The following is a 22,393-nucleotide window of genomic DNA, read 5'->3' as shown; positions in this document are numbered from 1 at the left end:
TTGCTATCATCAATCCGCCGATTCTCGTACAAAATCTCCACTTTTGCCACCGCTTTTGGATAGTAACAGCGTCGGACCAATCACCATATCCTTTTGCAGTGCTTTGCACATATCATAAATGGTTAAAGCTACAGCGGAAGCGGCAGTTAAGGCTTCCATTTCCACACCGGTTTTGCCTTCCGTTTTGACCTGTACTTCAATGTACAGCTCATCTTGTTCGTTATCGTTAAATGTAATGTTTACGCCTGTCAGCGGTAGCGGATGACACATCGGTATCCAATCCGATGTGCGCTTGGCTGCTTGAATACCAGCAACTTGCGCAACAGCTAGTACATCGCCTTTGCCAATCTGACGATCCTTGATTGCCTGCAAGGTGGACGGCTGCATCTTCACCATACTGGAAGCGACCGCGATGCGTACCGTTTGCGTTTTACCGGAAATATCAACCATCCGCGCACGACCCTGTTCATTGAAATGTGTCAGCGATCCCGCCGAGGTGGGTAGCCCTTCGTATTGACTATCGTCGTTATGTTCGTTCATGATCTATCAACCTTCATTTCTATACACATAATGTGGTATCTATCTTGCAGAGCAGCAGCCCGTGATCCGGGTATGCTGTAATTGTTATACGGTACGGTGTACGTGTAGTCGCTCACATTGAAAATCTATCCAGACGATACTCCGCTATTGAGCAAATACTCTCTACCTGCTGCCGTTGTAATCACGCCATCCGGCGTAAACAGCAGATCAATCGCAAAATCATGAGCGTCCATCGGAATATGCTCTACCAGCTGCATGTCAAACGCCAGCGAAGCCAGTAATGGGCGACGAGGACTTACAGACAGCAGCCGATCCATAAACCGATCATAAAATCCGCCACCATAGCCAATGCGTCCACCATGCCGGTCATATCCTAATCCCGGTACGATCACTAGCTGAATATCGCCCCATTGTGACGGCTCATAGAGTGGCAAGGTGGATACTGGCTCTGGGATGCCATACGCTCCCGGCTCCACCTCATCAATACCTGTAATGCAGTGCAAATGAAAAATGCCTTGCTGTGTGCGGTCAATACGGGGTGCCAACACAATATCGTGATGCTGCCAGCAATCATCCAGCAACGGTAACGTATCCGGTTCATCACGATACGCGAGATAGCTAAATATCGTCAGTGGTGACGTTCCGCACGAACGACGTAATGATGCAATATATGGTTCCGCAGCGGCACGAATGTCCGCCGATTGTTTCATTCTGATCGCAGGTTCCAATTGTTGCCTGCTCTGTTGAAGTTGCTTGCGCAATATTCTTTTATCCAAAGCGTGCTCCATATGCTACCTCCCTGCGCAGACATGTCTGCGTTAACGGTTGACAGGGTTGAGTCACACCTACTGACAGTGTAACATTTTCCTGTATAAAAACCAATTTCCCGTTATCTCATTATGTACCCTTCATCAAGCGAAGGAATCACGTTTCACAGATCAGGAATCACAGGCTGTAATCCTGATCACTGCAACCTATGAATAGGTGATAAATCATGCAAAAAAGCGGCATTTCATGTACACTAGACAGGATGGAGAATAGAGTATGTCGGTCATGTACAGAATACTACGCGTACTATGCGTAAACAATTGTATGACTTTATGTCACCTATTTATACGCCTTTTCGTTCAGCATACTCCATATATGTGAAATGAACCACCACAAGATTGATAGGAATGATTAAAAAACAATGGGGATTTTGTAAACTTTGCCCTGTTCCATGATGAAATAGATGCAGGTACACCCTGCCTACCGGAAAGGATGAATCAACGTGTTATTACAAGCAAGCGGCATTACGAAGTTATACGGCATTACGCCGATTCTGGAAGGCATCAATCTGCAAATTGAAGAACGGGAACGGATCGGTCTGGTCGGCGTCAATGGCGCTGGCAAATCGACACTGCTCAAAATTATGGCAGGTGAAATGTCGTACGACAGCGGGCAGGTGTTCCGTAGTAAGGAAATGTCGCTCGGCTATCTCGCTCAGAATAGTGGACTGCACCATGGCAATACGATCGGCGAGGAAATGCGCTCTGTCTATGCGGAGCTGATCGATACGGAACGCGAGCTGCGTATGATGGAGCAACATATCGCTGATCCTGCCCGCATGGAAGACGAGAAAGCGTATGCCGATCTGCTGGAACGCTATGCGACACAATCGGACTGGTTTCGTGAACGCGGTGGTTATGAGATGGAGACGCGGATTCGTAGCATTTTGCATGGTATGGGCTTTGGTGATTTTTCACAAGATACCGAAGTATCTACATTAAGCGGCGGGCAGAAGACGCGACTTGCGTTAGCGCGCATTCTGTTACAATCCCCAGACGTATTGATGCTGGATGAGCCGACCAACCATCTTGATCTGGACACACTCGCATGGCTGGAAGATTATTTGCGCGCTTATCCGGGTGCGCTGCTGATCGTATCCCATGACCGCTACTTTTTGGATCGACTTGTCACCAGCATTGTCGAGATCGAGCGTCATCGCTCCAAACGCTACACTGGCAATTACAGTCGCTATATCGATATCAAAGCTGCCGAGTACGAATCGGAATTGAAGCAGTTTGAGAAGCAACAGGATGAGATTGCCCGCATGGAGCAGTTTATTCAGAAAAATATCGTACGTGCCTCTACTACCAAGCGCGCACAAAGTCGTCGCCGTGCACTGGAGAAAATGGATCGGATGGATCGCCCTGCTGGTGATCTGAAAAAGGCAAGCTTTTCATTTGAGACATCGGTTGTATCCGGTAAGGATGTTTTGCGGGTGAACCAGCTAACATTGTCCTACGAAAATAAGCAGCCCTTGTTCTCACCCATTTCATTTGAGATGTGGCGTGGCGATACGGTCGCACTGATCGGTCCAAACGGAACGGGGAAAACGACGCTGCTCAAATCGCTGATTGGTCAGCATCCACCAGACGCTGGCAAAATCGAATGGGGTGCCAAAACAAAGATTGGCTACTACGATCAGGAGCAAGGGCATCTTAATCCTAACAACACAGTGCTAGAAGAAGTATGGAGCAGCTTCCGCCATCTGGACGAAGTACGTGTTCGCACAGTGCTCGGCAATTTCCTGTTTAGTGGGGAAGATGTACTGAAAAAGGTGTCTTCGCTTAGCGGTGGCGAGAAAGCGCGCGTATCGCTCAGTAAATTGATGCTGTTGGAAGCCAATGTACTCATTCTCGATGAGCCGACCAACCATCTCGATCTGGTGAGTAAGGAAGTGCTGGAATCAGCGCTGATTGATTATGAAGGAACACTATTGTTCATTTCCCATGACCGGTATTTCCTGAACAAAATGGCAGAGCGTATTCTGGAATTGCGTCCAGATGGATTAACGACATATCTCGGTAACTTTGACGACTATACCGCCAAAAAGCAGGAACTGTTAGAGCTGGCTGCCGAAGCCGCTGCGGCAACCGCCGCAACCCAAGCTCGCAATGGACAGGCAACTGCTGATGCCGCCAAAGTGCCTGTCAACGCCTACGAGGAAGGCAAACAAGCCAAGCGTGAGGAACGCAATCGGAAGCGCCGTCTGGAACAGCTGGAGCAAGAGATTGCGCAGCATGAAGATCAGATTGCGGTGCTGGAGCAGGAACTGACTGTACCGGACGTATATCAGGATTACGAAGCGGTGCAGACTCGTCAGCAAGCCATCGCCGACCATCAGCAGGCGCTGGAACAGGCGTATGAGGAATGGGAAACACTGGCTGCCGAATGAGAAATATCAATTTGTCAATACATGTTCATCAATGTGTAAAAGATATGAGATTTTTGTAAAAGCAAGCGATTTATTTTGTAAACAGATTTATCCACAGAAAATTGTAATCAGAAAGCTGATATTGAGCGAATAAATAGCGTTTTTTTGTTGGTAGAATCGCTTTTTTCGATAAAATCCATATTTATCCACTAAGTTATGCACATTGTCCACAGATTTACGAAGAGAAGCTGTGTTTAACTATCCCCTGTTTCAAATTTCTGCAAAAGGTTAATCCAGCAAGCATTTTCGCTTTTATAAACAAATTTTGGTGGATATGTGGATAACTTTGTTAACATCTTGACAAATGTAGCTTATGTATTCGTAAAGTGTGTAAATAACTCAAACTAGTCATATACTGAGCTGCTCAACAATGCAATTACGTATGTTATCTGACTAACTTGGGATCGTAAATTCCAACAGCATGTCGATAGGACATAATCCTTGTCACGAATCAAGTACATTTCGAAATATACACATCAAAAAACGAGAAGCACATAGAGAGCATTGCGCGCTCTATGTGCTTCTCGTTTTGTTATTGTCATTGGAATAGATTCAGTTAATGTGTGGTTATGATCTATTACTTGCAACTTACGATTCCGATACTGGCTGACCAACCGACCACTGCTCTAACGATAGAGACGGGTCTCCTTTGATACGTAGATCGGAAAACTCATTGTTTTTCCATTTCAAATACGCTGCCGCGCCGATCATGGCGGCATTGTCCGTACAATATTCAAATGGCGGAATAAGCAGCTCAATCTGCTCACGCTGACAGCGTGCTGTCAATTCGCGGCGTAGCCCTTTGTTGACGGCAACCCCACCGCACAGCAGCAGCTGACGTACGTTGTAGGCTTTCACGGCACGAATCGCTTTTTCGACCAGCACTTCTACTACCGCTTCTTGAAAACCACGAGCAATCTCCGCAGTCATCGGTTCTTCGCCGCGCATCTTCTTCTGATTGACTACATTCAGTACCGCCGACTTCAAGCCACTCAGGCTAAAATCGTACGATCCCGGTTCCAGCCATACACGCGGCAGCTCGACTGCATCGTTCGCTTCCATCGCCAGATTGTCGACGTATGGACCACCCGGATACGGAAAACCAAGGGCACGCGCCACTTTGTCATACGCTTCGCCGACCGCATCATCGCGGGTACTGCCGATCAATCGAAATTGACCTTCGCGCTCGAGCAATACAAGCTCGGTATGACCGCCAGACACAACAAGTGCCAACGCCGGATATTGCATATCTGCTGTCAGATTGTTCGCATAAATATGACCGGCAATATGATGCGTACCGATCAGCGGTTTGTCCAATGCAAAAGCCAGACTTTTCGCAGCCATAATACCGACCAGCAGCGCTCCAACCAGCCCCGGTCCTTCCGTAACAGCGATGGCAGAGATATTATCCAGCTCCATGCCTGCTTCTTCCATCGCTTGCTCAATAATGAGACTGATCGTCTCGACATGCTTGCGTGAAGCGACTTCTGGTACTACACCGCCAAATGCTTTATGCGTTTCAATCTGGCTTGATACGAGATTGGATAATACTGTTTTGCCGTTTTGCACAATCGCGACGGATGTCTCATCACAGCTCGTCTCGATCGCCAATATATTGCACACCGATTCCCGGTGTTCCTGCTGCATCATGAATTGTTCACGCTTCCTTCCTCATTGCCATACTCTCCCTGTGTGGAGAGCTCGCACCACATAATCAGTGCGTCTTCATTGTTGTCCGAATAATACCCACGACGTACGCCAGCTCCGGCGAACCCCAGTTTCCGATATAGACTTTGCGCGGGTTCATTGCTGACGCGCACTTCCAGCGTCATACGAATCATACCTAGCTCTACCGCCCATTTCATCAGGCTGATCAGCAACTCCTGACCGAAACGACGGCCACGGTACAATTCGCGAATCGCAATATTCGTCACATGGGCTTCGTCCATAATCGTCCACATGCCGGCATAGCCGATAATATGCTCGTCTAGTTCCAACACTAGATAGCGGGCAAAATGATTCATCGTCAGCTCATTACGGAATGCTTCTTCCGTCCACGGAAGCGTAAATGCTTCATGCTCAATCTCCATAATGGCTGCTAGATCATCAACGGTCATCTGACGGAACACCGGCTCTGCTTCGTCATGATTGAATAATGTCGCCATCCCAGCACGTCCTCTCTTCAGGATTGACGCAGCAGATTGGCTTCCGCCTCCGACAGCTGCGTATAGTTTGGTAAAAGGGTATGCGCAGGCTCCGTCTGACCGGACAGTAATGCCGCCGCACCGATCATGCCTGCTTCATGCGCTTCCAGTGCATGTTCTACTACGATCAGCGCATCACCAACCAGCTCACGTAATGGTGTCAGCCGCTGTTCATGTGCAGTCGTTTCACCAACTACATAAATATGGCGCGGACGTTCCGACGGCTCACATGCACGATATGTCTCAACTAGCGATTGCACCCACAACTCCATAAGTACGATGCGATCCTGCTCCAAGGATACGGGAATGGACTGTTCGTCATGTAACGTAAACAATCCGGTATACACCTGCGCACGGCGCGCATCAATGAGCGGAATAATCCAGTCGGTAGCCGCTGCTTGCGCCTGCGATGGCTGCACAGCTGGCTGAATCGTCGCTGCATGATATCCGCTTAACGATAGTGCCGCCAAACTGGAAAATCCGGCAACCGGCAGCTTCAATGTCCATGCTAGCGTTTTGGCTGTCGTCACTGCAATACGAATACCGGTATAAGAACCCGGTCCTACCCCAACGGCGATACCGTCCAATTGCTGACGCGACACGCCTGCTGTGTTCAATACATCAATAATCCGATCCAGCAAACCGACCGAATGGTTACGATCTGCCTGACTGCTCTCAGCTGCCAGAATCGTCCCATTCTCGGTGACTGCAACCGCCTGTGATGCTGTCGCTGTATCCAAAACCAAAAACCGCTTACGCGGCTGTTCCTTTATGTCACTCATGAATTGTCACTAACTCCATTCTGTTTTAACTCATTGCACCAATCGGCATACGGCTCTCCATATCCAGTACAGAGGATGGTGCGGCTATCATCTTCGCTGTTGACGGTAATCTTTAGCGACAGATGCTGCTCCGGCAGCAGGTCGGGAATCCGGCTCGACCATTCTACCAGTGTCACACCCTGCCCGAAGAAATACTCATCCAGTCCCAGCTCAGCAGCCTGATCCTCGTCGATCCGGTACACATCCATATGATAAAAAGGCAATGCACCTTCGTACTCCTTGATGATCGTAAAGGTCGGACTGTTCACCATACCCGGTACACCTAGATGCTGCGCAAACGCTTTGGAAAAATGCGTTTTGCCTGCGCCCAGATCACCATCTAGCGTAATCATCGCACCCGGCAATGCTCGTTTTGCAAAAAAAGCCGCCAGTCGGCTGGTATCGTCCAGCTGGCGACTTGTGTATTCCACTGTCTGCTCTGGTCTTGCCTGTCCCATGAAATCCTCCATCATATGCTGTGACGTGGCGCCAACAGCATTCTGTTATTGAACGTACGACCAGTATATCATATTCGGCGGCGACTTTAGCCCTTTATGGCATTTTTACAACAAAGGAGATAGTAATCGGGACAAGGTTTCCAGCGTTTTCTGAGTACGTGGACGACGGATGAATTCATGATAATTGATTTTGCTGCTTTCTTGCAGATCGCGGCGAAAATCCAGCATAAGTCGCTCGATGGTTTCCTGCTCAAACAGCACGGCAGACAGTTCAAAATTGCTATACAAACTGCGCATGTCCATATTGGCGGTTCCGACCGAAGCGAGCAGATCGTCGACGATGACGACTTTGGCATGCACGAAGCCTTTTTCGTACTGATGAATCCGTACACCTACCCGCATCAGCTCCTCGATATACGACAAGGAAGCGTATTGCACAACCTGCGAATCGGACACTTTCGGTATAATAATATCGACTTGTACGCCGCTAACTGCTGCCGTTTTTAGCGCAGAATAAATACTCTGATCCGGGATAAAATAAGGCGTTGTAATACAAATGCGCCGCTTCGCTGCTGCTAGCGCACTAAAACACATTTCCTGAATGGCATTCCAGTTGCGATCCGGTCCGCTGGCAACAATTAATGCACGTTCCCTACCTGTACACGTATGCTCTGGAAAATACGCCGAATCCGTCAAGCGCTGCCCAGATGCAAATTCCCAATCTTCCAGAAACACAATTTGCAAAAAGTAAACCGTATCTCCGCGCACTTCCAGATGCGTATCGCGCCAGTACCCCAGCTTCGGATCGTGCCCGAGATAATCGTCCCCGATATTCAAACCGCCGATAAAGCCTACTTCACCGTCGATGACGAGAATTTTGCGGTGGTTACGGTAATTGACTTCCCGCTGAATAAACGAAGTAAACGGTGGCAGGAAAAAGTAGAACTCAATGCCTGCTTCTTTCAACCGACGCACAAATGTATGCTTGAGATGATAACTGCCCAATCCGTCGCACATCATACGCACTTTGACACCTGCCTGCGCCTTGGCAATCAGCAAATCGGTAAAGGTCTGCCCGATTTCATCTTCACGGAAAATGTAAAACTGAATATGGATATGATGCTGCGCCTGTTCCAATGCTTGCAGCATCGCGGCAAACGTATTCTCTCCATCCGTCAGCACATCAATCTTACTGCATGACGTAATCGGATTTTCCGTCAAATGCGATAGTAAGGAAAATAGCCGCCCCTGCTCGTGAAACTCTGGATTGCCCATATCGTCAGCAGAACGAATGACCGCTGCCTGACGCCACAACCGACTGCGCACCTCACGGAAAATGATCGTACCCTTTTTCCGAATCGTACGACGACTGCGATAATTACGAGCAACAAAATAGTACATAATAAAGCCGAGAAACGGCACACAATACGATATAAACATCCACGCCACCGCTTTGCTGGGTGAACGGAATTCCAAAATAAGAATAATACCTGCTTGAGAAATGAAAATGATGCATAACAGCAACAACCAGATCATACCTGCGCTTCCTTTCCTGCTGAACCCTTCTTATTCGCTATGCAAACAATATCATATCAGAAGAGATGGTTATTTAGCGATAGCCTGCTTTTACCATATAACCATTCTTACTAGAAAGTGATTCACCGTTCGTCGTTTTTTGTCATATTCACTGGTGAGAAGAGGTATAATTGCTTGTTCGTTGTATTGGAATGGTAGCGAGAATGAGTAGCATAGAGACTACGGCACAGTGATGTATGTACCGACTTCCGCAAAAGAAAAACAGGCTCCCTGTTTATTATGCAGGAAGCCTGTTTGAGTTCAATCTGTTTATTGTTCGATACACGTAAACTACCTTTGAATGGACTTACATCATAATCTACAAATCCATAGACTGACATAATGATCTGCAAATCAATGGGCTTACACAATGATGTATACATCGATGTTCATAACGATCTAATACATTTTCCGAACCTTATCTACAACCGTATATCCTAAGAGCGCACGTCTCGTTTGGCAAACGATAGCCATGAGATCAGCAAGAACAGTACAAAATAGACTGCAAGTATGAACAGTGACCAGCCCAGACTCGTTACGCCGAAGCTTCCAGTCGGCTCAGAGAAATACTGCGTGAGATCGAGATTGGTAAACAGCAGATATTTTACAATCCAATAATCATCCGGTTTCAATGCCAGACGCAGCAATCCATTCGTAATCGTACCGGAAAAGTACAGCAGCATCGACAGTGTAATCGCCAGCGCGGACGAACGGAACAGCGCAGACAGCATAAATGCGAATGTCGCCAAAATCAGCGCACGAATAAAGGAATAGACTATCAGCAACAATAAATTATTTTCATAGGAGGATAATTCCCCATCCGGTACACCAGCGATCTGTGCCGGAAACAGTACATACGAAACGATCAGATTGATCAGTGTAAAAATCAACGTCAATACTAGCAAAAATACAGTCACTGCCAGAAACTTGGAGCTTAAAATCTTCCAGCGCTGCCACGGACGAATCAGCAACAGTTTGATTGTACCGGTCGTAAATTCACTAGCGACTGATTCCGAAGCGACGATCAGCATAAACAATACGACTAGGAAAAACATCGCAAATGACTGTTCCAAAGCCATTAGTGCGCTTCCCGGATAATCGCCAAACTTCAACAGTAATAATAGAGCTGGGGACAGCGCAACTAACAAGATCAGCATCACCCAGTTGGATACGCGCAGCACAATTTTCAATATTTCATTCCAGATCAATTGGACAAAATCAGTCATGACGCAGCCCACCTTCCCGTGTCATCGCCAGGAACTGATCTTCCAGCGTCTGACGCTCCGGTACAATGCTGTACACGGCAATCCCATTGCTAACTAGCAGTGCATTGATGCGAGCGATGTCGTCCCGCGAAGCAGTGACTTTCCAGCTACCATTTTCCAGTTGACCTGTCGCTGCCAGTTGCATTGCTCGCTCCGGCTGATCCAGCTCAAAGCGTACCGTCAGCAGTTCATCTACCGGAGCCGTTGCCGCAGAATCATGACGCAGATTACGTACATCCACCAATCGTCCGCCATTGATCACAGCAACGCGGTCGCACATCAATTCCATTTCCGAAAGCAAATGGCTGGATACGAATACGGTTGTACCTTCTTCTCGGCTCAGGGCACGCAAATAATCGCGCAGTTCGCGAATCCCCTGTGGATCAAGACCGTTGGTTGGCTCATCCAATACGAGCAGACGTGGACGATGTAGTAGCGCCTGCGCTACACCGAGACGCTGACGCATACCGAGCGAATACGTACTAACCTTCTCATCGGTACGCCCGACCAGTCCGACGAAGCGAATGACCTCGTCAATCCGCTCCTTGGTCACGCCTGGTGACATACGGGCATATTGCATCAGGTTCTGATATCCGGTCATATATTTGTACATTTCCGGATTCTCCACAATAGCGCCTACTTTGGCAATCGCCTGTTCAAAATGAGTGCGAATACTTTGTCCCTCGATCAAAATATCGCCTTGTGTCGGTGTCATCAGACCAACCAGCATACGGATCGTTGTAGTTTTACCAGAACCATTGGGACCGAGAAAGCCAAACACGCAGCCCGGCGGCACATCTAGTGTTAGATTGTCGATAATCGTTTTGGAACCGATCTTCTTCGTAATATTACGAAATTGCACAACCGGTGCAGCGATGGGGTCCAATGCTCCGGACACATTGTTCGAGGACGAAGTCGTTGAAGTATTCTGATGCATGGGCAATGACTCAGTAGAATCGGAATTTGCCAAACTACGTTCATTTGCCTCGCTTATATGTTCTGGAATAGACCCGTTGCCACCATTGTTACCGCCATCATGTTTATATACTGGCATGGTGATTCCTGTTTGCCGTGTGATTCTGTTCATTGTCTGTACTCATCCCTTTCTGTATATGATGCACGTACATTCGTAACCGTACTTTCTCATCTCACAGCGCTTCTCATATCGTCTTGTTATTCTGCGCAATAGTGATCTTAGCTTTCCCATCGTATTGCATTGTCGTTCTTCACAAATCAGCTTATCGTTCGTCTCGCGTTTCCTCATCTTTCTACACATATCAGATCGTCATTCGTCTCATATTTCCTTATCGTTCTCCGCGTACCGACTCATCGTTGTTATCATGCCGTATGAATAGTAATCAAATTCATCAAGCCAATCCAATCGCAATGACACTACCAGTGTATGTATACTGTGTCAAATTTCGGCGGTTTTATTGTAACACAGCATGGAACCAATCCAAAATAAGCATAACTGCATGGACAAAACGGACGATTTCAAACCATCTGCTCTAACGAAGTGCGTTAATTTGAAAATAGCTTTTCGCGTAACAAAAAAAGAACTGTTCTATCCATAAGCAGCCTTATCATCACAGCTGCTTACAGATCAACAGTTCTTTCCATTATTGTGTAACGGTTCCCGCTACATATTCAAACGCCTCTTGATGCCAGTTTATTCCATACAATCGAATATCGCGAGCAGCAGCGTTAGAGCACCCAACAAATTACGCACCGGAGCGAGCCAGTTCACGCATGTTGGCTTCAAAGGCTGCAAGCAATGCTGCTTCGCCAGTCAGACCTTTTTCATGAACTTTGCGGATTTGTTCCAGCATCCGTTTGTAATCTTTCGGGATGATACGGACAAAGTCCTTGGATTGGTGTTCCCAATCTTCCAGCACACGTTTCCCTGCTTCACTGCCGGTATGACGAACGTGCTGTTCAATCAAGGCGCGAACTTCAGCCAGCTCGTCAGCCTCTTCGATATCTTCCAGCAATACCATTTCCAGATTACAGCGACTAACAAAGTCATGGCTTGGATCCAGCACATACGCGATACCACCAGACATACCCGCTGCAAAGTTACGTCCAGTCGAACCAAGCACGATTACGCGTCCACCAGTCATATATTCACAGCCGTGGTCACCCACGCCTTCAACAACGACCTTGGCACCGGAGTTACGAACTGCGAAGCGCTCACCAGCAATACCGTTGATGTATGCTTCACCGCTAGTTGCACCGTACAACGCTGTATTACCGATGATGATATTATCTTCAGCAGCAAAGGTAGCCGCCGCATCTGGTTTTACGATGATTTTACCACCAGACAGACCTTTACCAACATAGTCGTTAGAGTCGCCTTCGACGCGCAGCGTAATGCCTTTCGGAATAAATGCACCTAGACTTTGACCTGCTGATCCTTTGAATGTAAAGGAAATCGTATCATCCGGCAAACCAGCAGCGCCGTATTTCATCGTTACTTCGCTACCAAGAATGGTACCGACTGCACGGTCAACGTTACAAATCGACAGCTCGGCTTGAACCGGCTCGCCTGTTTCCAGTGCATTTGCAGCAAGTGGAAGCAGTTCGCGCAGATCCAGCGTTTCTTCCAGCAGATGGTTCTGCTGTTGCACGTTGAAGCGCTCGCTACCTGCTGGCATTTGCGGTTCATGCAGCAGCACGGACAGATCGAGACCTTTTTTCTTCCAATGTGCATCAGCTTGCGACGCATCCAGACGATCCAGACGACCGATCATCTCTTGCACGGTACGGAAGCCCAGTTCTGCCATAATCTCGCGCAGATCCTGTGCTACAAATTTCATAAAGTTGACGACATGCTGCGGATCACCGGTAAAGTTTTTACGCAGTTCCGGGTTCTGTGTCGCCACGCCGACTGGACAAGTATCCATTTGACAGACACGCATCATAATGCAGCCAACAGCAACGAGTGGTGCAGTAGAGAAGCCGTATTCTTCCGCACCGAGCAGTGCCGCTACCGCAAGGTCGCGTCCACTCAGCATTTTGCCGTCGGTTTCCAGTACGACACGGTCACGCAGATTGTTCATAATCAGCGTCTGCTGCGTTTCAGCCAGACCAAGTTCCCATGGCAGACCCGCATGGCGGATCGAACCTTGTGGCGATGCACCGGTACCGCCGTCATAACCGCTGACGAGAATCACATCGGCACGTCCTTTGGCAACACCGGCAGCAATCGTGCCGACACCGACTTCGGATACGAGCTTCACGTTGATGCGTGCACGACGGTTGGCATTTTTCAGATCATAGATTAATTCTGCCAAATCTTCGATGGAGTAGATGTCATGGTGAGGTGGTGGCGAGATCAGACCAACGCCCGGCGTCGAGTGACGCACTTCCGCAACCCATGGATATACTTTACGACCTGGCAGCTGTCCGCCTTCACCAGGCTTGGCACCTTGTGCCATTTTGATCTGAATCTCATCAGCGTTCACCAGATAGTTGGACGTTACGCCGAAACGACCAGAAGCGACCTGTTTGATCGCACTACGACGAGAATCGCCATTCGCATCCGGTACAAAACGTGCCGGATCTTCGCCGCCCTCACCGCTGTTACTCTTACCGCCGATACGGTTCATCGCAATCGCGAGACTTTCGTGCGCTTCTTTACTGATCGAACCGAAGGACATCGCGCCTGTTTTGAAACGTTTCATAATAGATTCAATTGGCTCTACGTCTTCCAATGGAATCGGTTCGCCATTTGGTTTCAGCTTGAGCAGCGAGCGCAGGGTAAGATGCTTCTCGTTCTCCCCTTCAACTAGCGCTGCGTATTTTTTGTACAATTTGTAATCGCCAGTACGAACGGAATGTTGAAGCAAGTGGATCGTTTGCGGATTAAACAAATGATCTTCCCCGTCATTACGCCACTGATAATCGCCACCAGCATCGAGAATACGGTCATTGCCGTCTTTGTCCGTAAAGGCGCGGTAATGCTGTACAAGCGTCTCTGCTGTTACTTCTTCCAGACCGATACCACCGATACGAGATGGTGTCCACGTAAAGTACTGATCGACAAACTCCTGCTTCAAACCGACTGCTTCGAAGATCTGAGCACCGCGGTACGATTGAATGGTAGAGATACCCATTTTGGACAGGATTTTCACAACGCCTTTGGTAACGGCTTTGATGTAGTTTTTGACTGCTTTCTCGTGTGAGATACCACGCAGCAAGCCTTGTTTGATCATATCCTGCATCGTCTCGAAGGCAAGATACGGATTGACTGCACTGATTCCGTAGCCAAGCAATACAGCGAACTGGTGAATATCACGTGGCTCACCAGATTCCAGCAACAGACTGACACGAGTACGAGTTCCCTGACGAATCAAATGGTGATGCAGACAGGCAACGGCAAGCAATGCCGGAATGGCTGCATTTTCCTTGTCCATCCCACGGTCAGACAGAATCAGGAAATTATGACCTTTGGCAATGACACGATCCGCTGCTTCACATAGGTTAACTAATGCTGCGCGCAGACCCTCTGCTCCTTTTTCCGCTTCAAAGAAGATCGGGATTGTCATCGCCTTGAAGCCTGGACGGCGTACATGGCGTACTTTGGCAAATTCTTCGTTGGACAGAATTGGTGAATTCAGGATGATCTGTCGACAGCTTTCCGGCTGTGGATCAAGCAGGTTGCGCTCTGGTCCAAGCGAAGTTGCTGTCGAGGTAACGATCTCCTCACGAATTGCATCAATCGGCGGATTGGTTACTTGAGCGAACAGCTGTTTAAAATAACTGTACAGGCGCTGCGGACGATCTGACAGTACTGCCAGTGGAGCATCGTAACCCATCGAAGCGAGTGCTTCAGCACCGGTAGATGCCATCGGTTCGATTACTTTGCGTAATTCTTCAAATGTATAGCCAAATGCAAGCTGCAATTGCTGTACGTTATCGTGATCCGGCTGAATCGCTTCTGGGGCTTCCGGTACATCTTCCAGATTCACCAGATGCTCTTCCAGCCATTCGCCGTATGGATGCTCAGCAGCGATTTGCTCCTTGATCTCCTCATCGGCAACGATACGACCTTCCTGTGTATCGATCAGCAGCATCCGACCTGGGCGCAGGCGGTCTTTATACAAAATGTTTTCCGGGGCAATATCAAGCACGCCCACTTCGGAAGACAGAATAATCCGATCATCTTTGGTTACATAATAACGCGCAGGACGCAGCCCGTTACGGTCCAGAATCGCACCGATCTGAATACCGTCGGTAAACGCCATTGCTGCCGGTCCATCCCATGGCTCCATCAGACAGCTGTGATACTGATAAAACGCCTTTTTCTTCTCGTCCATCGTATCGTGGTTGCTCCACGGTTCTGGTACCATCATCATCGCGACATGCGGCAGGGACCGTCCGTTCAGATACAGAAACTCCAGCGTGTTATCAAACATCGCTGTATCCGAGCCATCCGGGTTAATAACCGGACGAATCTTGTCCAGATCGTTGCCAAACACATCGCTCTCAAACAGCGACTGACGCGCATGCATCCAGTTCACATTACCGCGCATCGTATTGATCTCCCCATTATGGATCATGAAACGATACGGGTGAGCACGATCCCAGCTTGGGAATGTGTTCGTACTGAAACGGGAATGCACTAGTGCAATCGCCGACTCAAACTCCTCATCACGCAAATCCAGATAAAATTCACCGACCTGAATTGTCGTCAGCATACCTTTGTAAACGACTTTACGGCAAGACGAACTTGGCACGTAGAATGTTTCTCCGCCCGCTGCTTCCGCATAACGAATCTGACGCTCTGCCAGTCTACGAATAACGTACAGCTTGCGCTCAAAAGCAAGCTCATCTTGATCTCGCAGTTCTTCGCTACGACCGATGAAAAATTGGCGTACAACCGGCTTTGCCGCTTTGGCAGTTTTACCGAGTGTACTGTCATCCGTTGGCACGGTACGCGCACCGAGGAACACCTGTCCCTCCTGCTCGATAATCTCTTTTAACAGATCTTCATGACGTGCGCGCAGCTCCTCGTCACGGGACAGGAATACCATCGCTACACCATATTGACCCTTTGCAGGCAGCTCAAAACCACCCTTTTCGGCTTCACGGACAAAAAAGCGGTGCGGAATCTGGACCATGATCCCTGCACCGTCACCTGAATTCGGTTCACTGCCCTGGCCGCCACGATGCTCCATATTTTCGAGCATTGTCAGCGCCTGACCTACGATCTGGTGACTAGGTATTCCTTTGATATGCGCGGTAAATCCCATACCGCAGGCATCTTTTTCAAACTGCGGATCATATAGACCCTGCTTTGGAGGCAAACCTGTAATGTTCATAATACGCAACCTTTCTATTATGAAGTGAATGGTCAAGAGACGAGCCAGAGGATGGCCGGACGAAGAACAATTGCTGTTACGAGTAGGGTATACAAAACAGGCTGCTCATTCCATACAGTATCCCCTACAATATTTGTACATATTGTACAGAGAGTGATTATGGAAGCAGCCTACATTGAATATAAGTTCTGAAGAGGTGCACGAAGAATAAATATCCATTTCGTACGGGTTCAAGTCACTTATTCAGCGATGTGATATTGTTGTAACCTTCGTTGGTTTTATACATTTTAACACTGAGCTGACATGATGGCAATTCAAACTTTTTATATATGCGATAAATTATTATTTTGCGTCAAAGCATTAGTGTGATAACGTAACGCATTAACTATAATTGTATGATTATACATTTAAACGTATATTTAATTCAATATATTTCTCGTATCTCTCTTCATTTGAATAGGTCCATGATAACCAAACAAGCCTATCATTTGTGCATAACAGACGGAAAAGAAGACAACATAGCGTATCCACTCTGTCGCAAATAACAAAAAACCGGCATCTCTTTGGGAGAATACCGGTTTTTTCCAGAGCCTTTATTCGTAGATCCATCAGTGCATGTTGATTGACCTTTGATCTACGCAGAGATTAGATTTCGACACTTTCGCCGACTTTCAACGCGCTGCCTTGTATGCCTTTCTTTTGCAGCTCAGCTACAAAAGCATCGCCGTCCTGCTCAATCGGTGGGAAAGTATTGTAGTGTACGGGCAGTACATGCTTCGCTTTTACCCATTCTGCCGCATACAGTGCATCCTCAGGTCCCATTGTGAAGAAGTCGCCGATTGGCAATGCTGCTACATCAATGCTGTTCAATTCGCCGATCAGCTTCATATCGCCGAACAGTGCTGTGTCTCCAGCATGATACAGCGTTTTGCCACCTATCGTCAGCAGAATGCCTGCTGGCTCGCCCAGGTATACATTCTGTCCATCCAGCTCGTTAGACGAAGAATGGAATGCCAGTGTGTATTTTACTTTGAAGCCGTCAAATTGTTTGGAACCGCCCAGATTCATTCCAACTGTCTCCGCTGCGCCTTTGGCACCGGCATATTGTGCCAGCTCTACGACAGCAATAACGGGACAATTGTTGTTCTGTGCAATCTCCACGGTGTCACCGAAGTGGTCGCCGTGACCATGCGTCAAAATGACTGCATCCACTTTGATATCTTTTACATCTACATTCACCTGCGGATTGCCGGACAGGAACGGATCAATAATAACCGTTTTGCCACCTTCTTCTACAAGCAGACAGGATTGACCATAGTACGTAATTTTCATCGATGAAGCACCTCCGAAATATAATTGATTATCCACCGTTTATTTTATCACCAAAATAAACAAATTTGTAACTTTGCCTATTTCAACTTTTACATAAACAGCTGTATCCATTTCGAAGCTTTATTTGAAAAAGGTATGATGACCGATCTTCGTTACGACGGTACGTGAATTTGGAATCGCAAAATCAGTCGCCAGCGAAAGCGACACAAAATAATACGTATTGTCCGGAACTTCCTTGCGACCTTGTAGTGCTTCGCGAACAGCCTTGATGGAATCGGCATTCGGCTTCACACGGTCAAAACGGCCATTGCCTACCGGAGAAAACTGATATTTCTGGTACAATACATCTCTGATGGTATCGGGGAAATTTGCGGACCGTAGCCGGTTTAAGACAACATTGGCAACTGCCACTTTGCCTTTGTACGGTTCGCCTTCGGCTTCTGCCATAACGATGCGTTCAAGCATGAGCCGTTCTTTATCCGACAATGCGTAGGTCCAGGTCGCTTGGGCTTTGTGATCCTGGGGAAGCAGCTTTGTCCGGGTAAAGTATAATTGGGTGGGGGTGGAATGCTGAATGGACGAACCTGCCACGGCTGCCGATGCTTTCACTTTGGCTACTGCGGTGTTCGCCTTGGTGCCGTTCTCCTGCTGGGTCTGAGCGGCGGCTGTTTCGGCTTTGCCTTGCTGAATCAGCTTCTTGGTGTGAGTTTGATTCCACGATATAAAGGTGGAACCGGTACTACTCCTGTCCTTTTGCGCATAGGAAACAGAACCGTGCGACTGCGCACCCCACGACGGCAGCTCGGTAAACGATTTTTGTCCTGCACTCATTTTATGGTCCATCCAGAATGGAAGGGACATGATAAATATAAAAAGCACGCCGAGAAGAGGCGTAATCCACTGATTGCGTCTAATAAACTCCATTTTTGTCCTCCAGTATTGTTGGCATACCTCTGGCTCTTATGTAATCGTATGACCTTTCATTTGAATACACCAACATCCAAATTTTGAATCATGAACGATTGACAACGCCGTCCGGAGTCCATCCGCGCTCCGGAAAAAGAACCAACGTTAATTTGAATATCCGTCAGCCGGATATCTGCCCAAAGCAGCAGCATTCGCTATGCTGTCATTGTATTTTCCCCAATCAAATTGCCGCCTTTTTGCAGCAGCAAGTATATTATTATAGTTAACATGCTTTTGTCAAATTGACAAAAAGCGAGTTTTGGGCATAGTCAGCTCTTCCCAAGTGGAAATCTCATTGCCGGTTCATACATCGGAATCTGCCCCAGCCGAGTATGATACAGCACGATTTCATCTGCCACCCATTGAGCCGAACTCGGATATTGTGCTGATGGTAGCGGTACGAATGGTGTAGAATCGGCATATTTGCGCGCTATTGTAATATGCGGTGTGTAGGCACGCTGCTCCGGCTTGAATCCAAGATGTTCGCACTCCTGTTGTACGTGTTGTTGCAACTGCCTGAGCGTATCTAGTGCTCCTTGCATCTGAATCCACCATACCCTTGGACGCTCCGGTACACCAAATGTATCCGGCTTCCCCAGCTTTAACATAAAAGGCTCTACCTGCTGTGTTGCCGCTGCCAGCGCTTCATGCAGCTTGGGCAACTGTGCAATATCCACATCCCCGAAAAATTGCAGTGTAATGTGCAAATCCTCATGCCATGTCCATTTACGAAAAGGATACCGTGTCTGCATCTCCCGACTCCATTCCGCCAGCACACGCTGCGCTTCTCCTGTCAAAGGAATCGCCGCAAATACACGCTCCTGCCCACGTTCCGTCATCCGCAAACACTCCTTTCGTTTACATGTGCAATCAGTATTCGCCTATAACGCACAGCACCGAACACACGTTCTTCATGAATGCCAATAGTATACACTAATCTTACGCAGAGTGCAAAGCAGCAACAAAGCTCTGCCACACCGCTATCATCTGACATCCGCCACCTCATTCGCCTCCCCTTCCGAAATTTGGTATGATCAATCCTGAACATGAACATCACCCGTTTGTCATCTACGAGGAGGAGGTTTTACACATGTCCAAAATCGTTTTTTTGCAAAAACTGAATGAACAGCAGCAGCAAAAGCTCCGCGAAGCCGCTCCTCATGACGAGATTGTTGCGATTCCCGTCAAGGAAGCATCATCGCAGGATCTAGCAGATGCGGAAATCATCGTCGGCTGGTCACGCAAATTTCAAGACTTTATCCTGTCGGATGATTGTCCGGTCAAATGGGTACAGGCTTGGTCCGCCGGTGTTGATAAAATGCCACTTGATAAGCTGGAGCGCAAGCAGGTATTGCTGACTAGCGCTAACGGTGTGCATACGATTCCGATCTCGGAACATATTTTTGCATATATGTTGTCCTTTGCACGTAATCTGCATACCGCTATCCGTAATCAAAGTCGTAATCAATGGGACGAAAGCGGAACGTTTAGCGAACTGCATGGCAAAACGATCGCCATCGCTGGGGCGGGCAATATCGGTAAAGGTACTGCCAATCTCGCACGCGCCTTTGGGATGAAGGTTATCGGTATTCGCCGTTCTGGTGAGCCGTTGGATGAATTTGATATGATGTACGATATGGATCGTCTGGATGACGCACTTGCAAATGCAGACTTTGTTGTGAATATTTTGCCGCTGACCGATGATACGCGCGAATTATTCAATCGTGAACGTTTTGAGCGGATGAAAGACAGCGCAGTCTTTATCAATGTGGGACGTGGTCCAACTGTGAATACGGATGATCTCACTGCCGCATTGCAGGAAGGAATCATTGCCGGAGCAGGGCTGGACGTGTTCGATCCAGAACCATTGCCGGAAGATCATCCACTCTGGCAGCTGGAGCAGGTTATCATCACGCCTCATATTGCTGGCAGCAACGAGTATTATACGGATCGAGTGCTGGAGATTTTCCTTGCCAATCTGAATGCGTATCACAAAGGTGAATCGCTGCCAGTCAATCTGGTTGATTACGAACATGGATACTGATCTTGCTTGTCGCAACAAAAAGATGAAATGGATAAAATGGTGATTACTGTATTTAATGGAAGTATTGCTGCTGACATCACTGCCCAAAAGGCTCGTTTCCTTCAATAGAGAAACGAGCTTTTTGGATGCTGCATTTGTATAACGATATACTGTTCCATATGCTGGGAAATAACTCATAGATTACAGGGCGATATGCAGCGAAAAAATGAAGCTCTTTTTGTCCATATACTCTGCTACATATGATAAAGAAAGAACATCATTATCCGGTAATTACTTTTCATAAAACAAGCTAGATAGCTTATCCTAACTGACAAACAGCAAGTACTTTATCCAGTTTCATACAAAAACAGCAACCGATTTATGTCATCCGGTTGCTGCCTGTTTCTTCATTATAATGTGATCAATTCATTCAATAAGCTGTATAAATATAATGCTAAATCAATAACGAAAGGGTTAACTTTTGCAGCGTAGCGTTCTGATAACTAGAATCCAGTTTGGCATGAGAACAATGAACAAATATGCCACCATCGCTTGATATCCAATTTCCAGCTATTTCAATCGGATTCGCATTGTTATTGTAGCTGCAAAGGATGCTATAAAACGATAGCTTGATGGGCTTTCATATGACGATGCGCTGTTAGAAGCCTTTTATTGTAGCTATAGCCGTCTCGTACACATACATGCGCTCTTCATATTGATCCAGCGGGCAGATCAGCATCAGCTCATCTGCTTGATACTGTTCCAGTAAATCGGTAAATTGCTGACGCAGCGTGGCAGGTGTGCCGATGATTGGTTCTGGCATCTCCTCACCGACTGCTGCCAGACCAGCAGGTGACATTTTCCATTTCTCGTACAAGCCTGTTGCTCGCGCCTCGGTATCGGCAGCGATGATTTTGACTGCTAGAATCACGCGCGCTTGTTCTCCATCGGCAACAGGCTGAAACTGCTCGCGGTAATGCTGAATCGCTGCCTGACCGTCACTACTACTCATAAAATGACCAAATACATAACCTGCACCTTGCGCAGCAGCTAGACCAGCACTTTTGCGATTCGTACCAAGCAGCCAGAGCTGTGGTGGGAATGCTGTCTGTGGACGAGCACGCACTGCGCCGCCTTCTACTTGATACTGATCTTGTAACAAGCTACGCAGATCACTTACCAGCTGTGGCATCTCTGCTACATGTGCCAGATAATTGCCGCTAAGTGCAATCGCCGCATGTGCCGAACCGCCCGGCGCGCGGCCAATACCGAGATCAATCCGCCCCGGATACAATGCCGACAACATGCGAAACGTCTCCGCTACTTTCATCGGACTGTAATGCGGCAGCAGCACTGCTCCCGAACCGAGCCGAATACTGGACGTGCGCACTCCGATATGAGCGATCAGCACTTCTGGTGCTGTACAAGCTAGCGCCGCAATATCATGATGCTCCGACAGCCAGAATCGTTCGTATCCATGTTGCTCTGCCATAATTGCCAATTGTACTGAACGTTCCAGCGCTTCTTCGACCGATACTTGCTCCAGCACAGGAGACATATCCAGTATGCCTAGCGGAATGGAAGTCTGTTGTTCTGTCATGATGTCTCTCCTTTCGTGCTTTGCCAT

Annotated in this window: 16 protein-coding genes; 2 read left to right on the top strand and 14 right to left on the bottom strand. The window is 47.8% G+C overall.

All coding sequences use genetic code 11. The features are described from left to right. Positions 1–9: 9 nt before the first annotated feature. Both moaC and ACE3MZ_RS05855 read right to left on the bottom strand, forming a co-directional pair. Positions 10–540 carry a cyclic pyranopterin monophosphate synthase MoaC gene (moaC, locus tag ACE3MZ_RS05860; RefSeq protein WP_411345533.1) on the bottom strand — a complete coding sequence of 177 codons (531 nt, stop codon included), beginning with the start codon at positions 538–540 and terminating at the stop codon, positions 10–12. Between the two features lie 125 nt (positions 541–665). Next, positions 666–1,328, bottom strand: coding sequence for a 5-formyltetrahydrofolate cyclo-ligase (locus ACE3MZ_RS05855; protein WP_411345532.1), 663 nt, complete (start codon positions 1,326–1,328; stop codon positions 666–668). A gap of 482 nt (positions 1,329–1,810) precedes the next feature. On the opposite strand from ACE3MZ_RS05855, the gene ACE3MZ_RS05850 reads away from it, so the two are divergent. Further along, entirely contained in the window at positions 1,811–3,760 is a 1,950-nt protein-coding gene (locus ACE3MZ_RS05850) for an ABC-F family ATP-binding cassette domain-containing protein (RefSeq protein WP_411345531.1), read from the top strand. Positions 3,761–4,387: 627 nt separating this feature from the next. On the opposite strand, the gene tsaD is transcribed toward ACE3MZ_RS05850, so the two are convergent. From tsaD to thpR, 11 genes are all read right to left on the bottom strand, one after another. After that, positions 4,388–5,449, bottom strand: a complete 1,062-nt coding sequence (tsaD, locus tag ACE3MZ_RS05845) for a tRNA (adenosine(37)-N6)-threonylcarbamoyltransferase complex transferase subunit TsaD (protein ID WP_411345530.1) — start codon at positions 5,447–5,449, stop codon at positions 4,388–4,390. After that, the gene (gene rimI / locus ACE3MZ_RS05840) at positions 5,446–5,964 is read right to left on the bottom strand and encodes a ribosomal protein S18-alanine N-acetyltransferase (protein WP_411345529.1); all 519 of its coding nucleotides are present in this window, start codon (positions 5,962–5,964) and stop codon (positions 5,446–5,448) included. Before rimI ends, tsaD begins: the two co-directional genes overlap by 4 nt. Before the next feature lie 17 nt (positions 5,965–5,981). Next, the gene (gene tsaB / locus ACE3MZ_RS05835; RefSeq protein ID WP_411345528.1) at positions 5,982–6,785 is read right to left on the bottom strand and encodes a tRNA (adenosine(37)-N6)-threonylcarbamoyltransferase complex dimerization subunit type 1 TsaB; all 804 of its coding nucleotides are present in this window, start codon (positions 6,783–6,785) and stop codon (positions 5,982–5,984) included. Next, positions 6,782–7,282: a tRNA (adenosine(37)-N6)-threonylcarbamoyltransferase complex ATPase subunit type 1 TsaE gene (gene tsaE, locus ACE3MZ_RS05830; RefSeq protein ID WP_411345527.1), complete on the bottom strand. Its 501-nt coding sequence runs from the start codon at positions 7,280–7,282 to the stop codon at positions 6,782–6,784. The genes tsaB and tsaE overlap by 4 nt, the downstream gene beginning before the upstream one ends. A 105-nt stretch (positions 7,283–7,387) precedes the next feature. Continuing rightward, positions 7,388–8,818 (bottom strand): cardiolipin synthase, encoded by a 1,431-nt coding sequence (gene cls, locus ACE3MZ_RS05825; protein ID WP_411345526.1) that lies wholly within the window; start codon positions 8,816–8,818, stop codon positions 7,388–7,390. Positions 8,819–9,294: 476 nt separating this feature from the next. After that, a complete protein-coding gene (locus tag ACE3MZ_RS05820) occupies positions 9,295–10,083 on the bottom strand; it encodes an ABC transporter permease (RefSeq protein WP_411345525.1) in 789 nt (262 codons plus the stop codon). Continuing rightward, positions 10,076–11,209 carry an ABC transporter ATP-binding protein gene (locus tag ACE3MZ_RS05815; protein ID WP_411345524.1) on the bottom strand — a complete coding sequence of 378 codons (1,134 nt, stop codon included), beginning with the start codon at positions 11,207–11,209 and terminating at the stop codon, positions 10,076–10,078. The genes ACE3MZ_RS05820 and ACE3MZ_RS05815 overlap by 8 nt, the downstream gene beginning before the upstream one ends. 634 nt (positions 11,210–11,843) lie before the next feature. Next, positions 11,844–16,445, bottom strand: a complete 4,602-nt coding sequence (gltB, locus tag ACE3MZ_RS05810; RefSeq protein ID WP_411345523.1) for a glutamate synthase large subunit — start codon at positions 16,443–16,445, stop codon at positions 11,844–11,846. A 645-nt stretch (positions 16,446–17,090) separates the two neighbouring features. Then, entirely contained in the window at positions 17,091–17,777 is a 687-nt protein-coding gene (locus tag ACE3MZ_RS05805; protein ID WP_411345522.1) for a metal-dependent hydrolase, read from the bottom strand. Between the two features lie 120 nt (positions 17,778–17,897). Beyond that, positions 17,898–18,608, bottom strand: a complete 711-nt coding sequence (locus ACE3MZ_RS05800) for a cell wall hydrolase (RefSeq protein ID WP_411345521.1) — start codon at positions 18,606–18,608, stop codon at positions 17,898–17,900. 404 nt (positions 18,609–19,012) lie between these two features. Next, entirely contained in the window at positions 19,013–19,582 is a 570-nt protein-coding gene (gene thpR, locus ACE3MZ_RS05795) for an RNA 2',3'-cyclic phosphodiesterase (protein ID WP_411345520.1), read from the bottom strand. A gap of 251 nt (positions 19,583–19,833) precedes the next feature. Between thpR and ACE3MZ_RS05790 the strand changes: the two genes are divergently transcribed. After that, entirely contained in the window at positions 19,834–20,787 is a 954-nt protein-coding gene (locus ACE3MZ_RS05790; protein ID WP_411345519.1) for a D-2-hydroxyacid dehydrogenase, read from the top strand. 637 nt (positions 20,788–21,424) lie between these two features. Here the strand turns inward: ACE3MZ_RS05790 and ACE3MZ_RS05785 are convergent. Further along, positions 21,425–22,366, bottom strand: coding sequence for an MsnO8 family LLM class oxidoreductase (locus ACE3MZ_RS05785; RefSeq protein WP_411345518.1), 942 nt, complete (start codon positions 22,364–22,366; stop codon positions 21,425–21,427). Positions 22,367–22,393 lie beyond the last annotated feature (27 nt).

The sequence above is a fragment of the Paenibacillus sp. WLX1005 genome, from assembly GCF_046603685.1.
In the GTDB taxonomy this organism is placed as follows: Bacteria; Bacillota; Bacilli; order Paenibacillales; family Paenibacillaceae; genus Saccharibacillus.
This window is presented reverse-complemented; position numbering and strand designations above follow the sequence as displayed.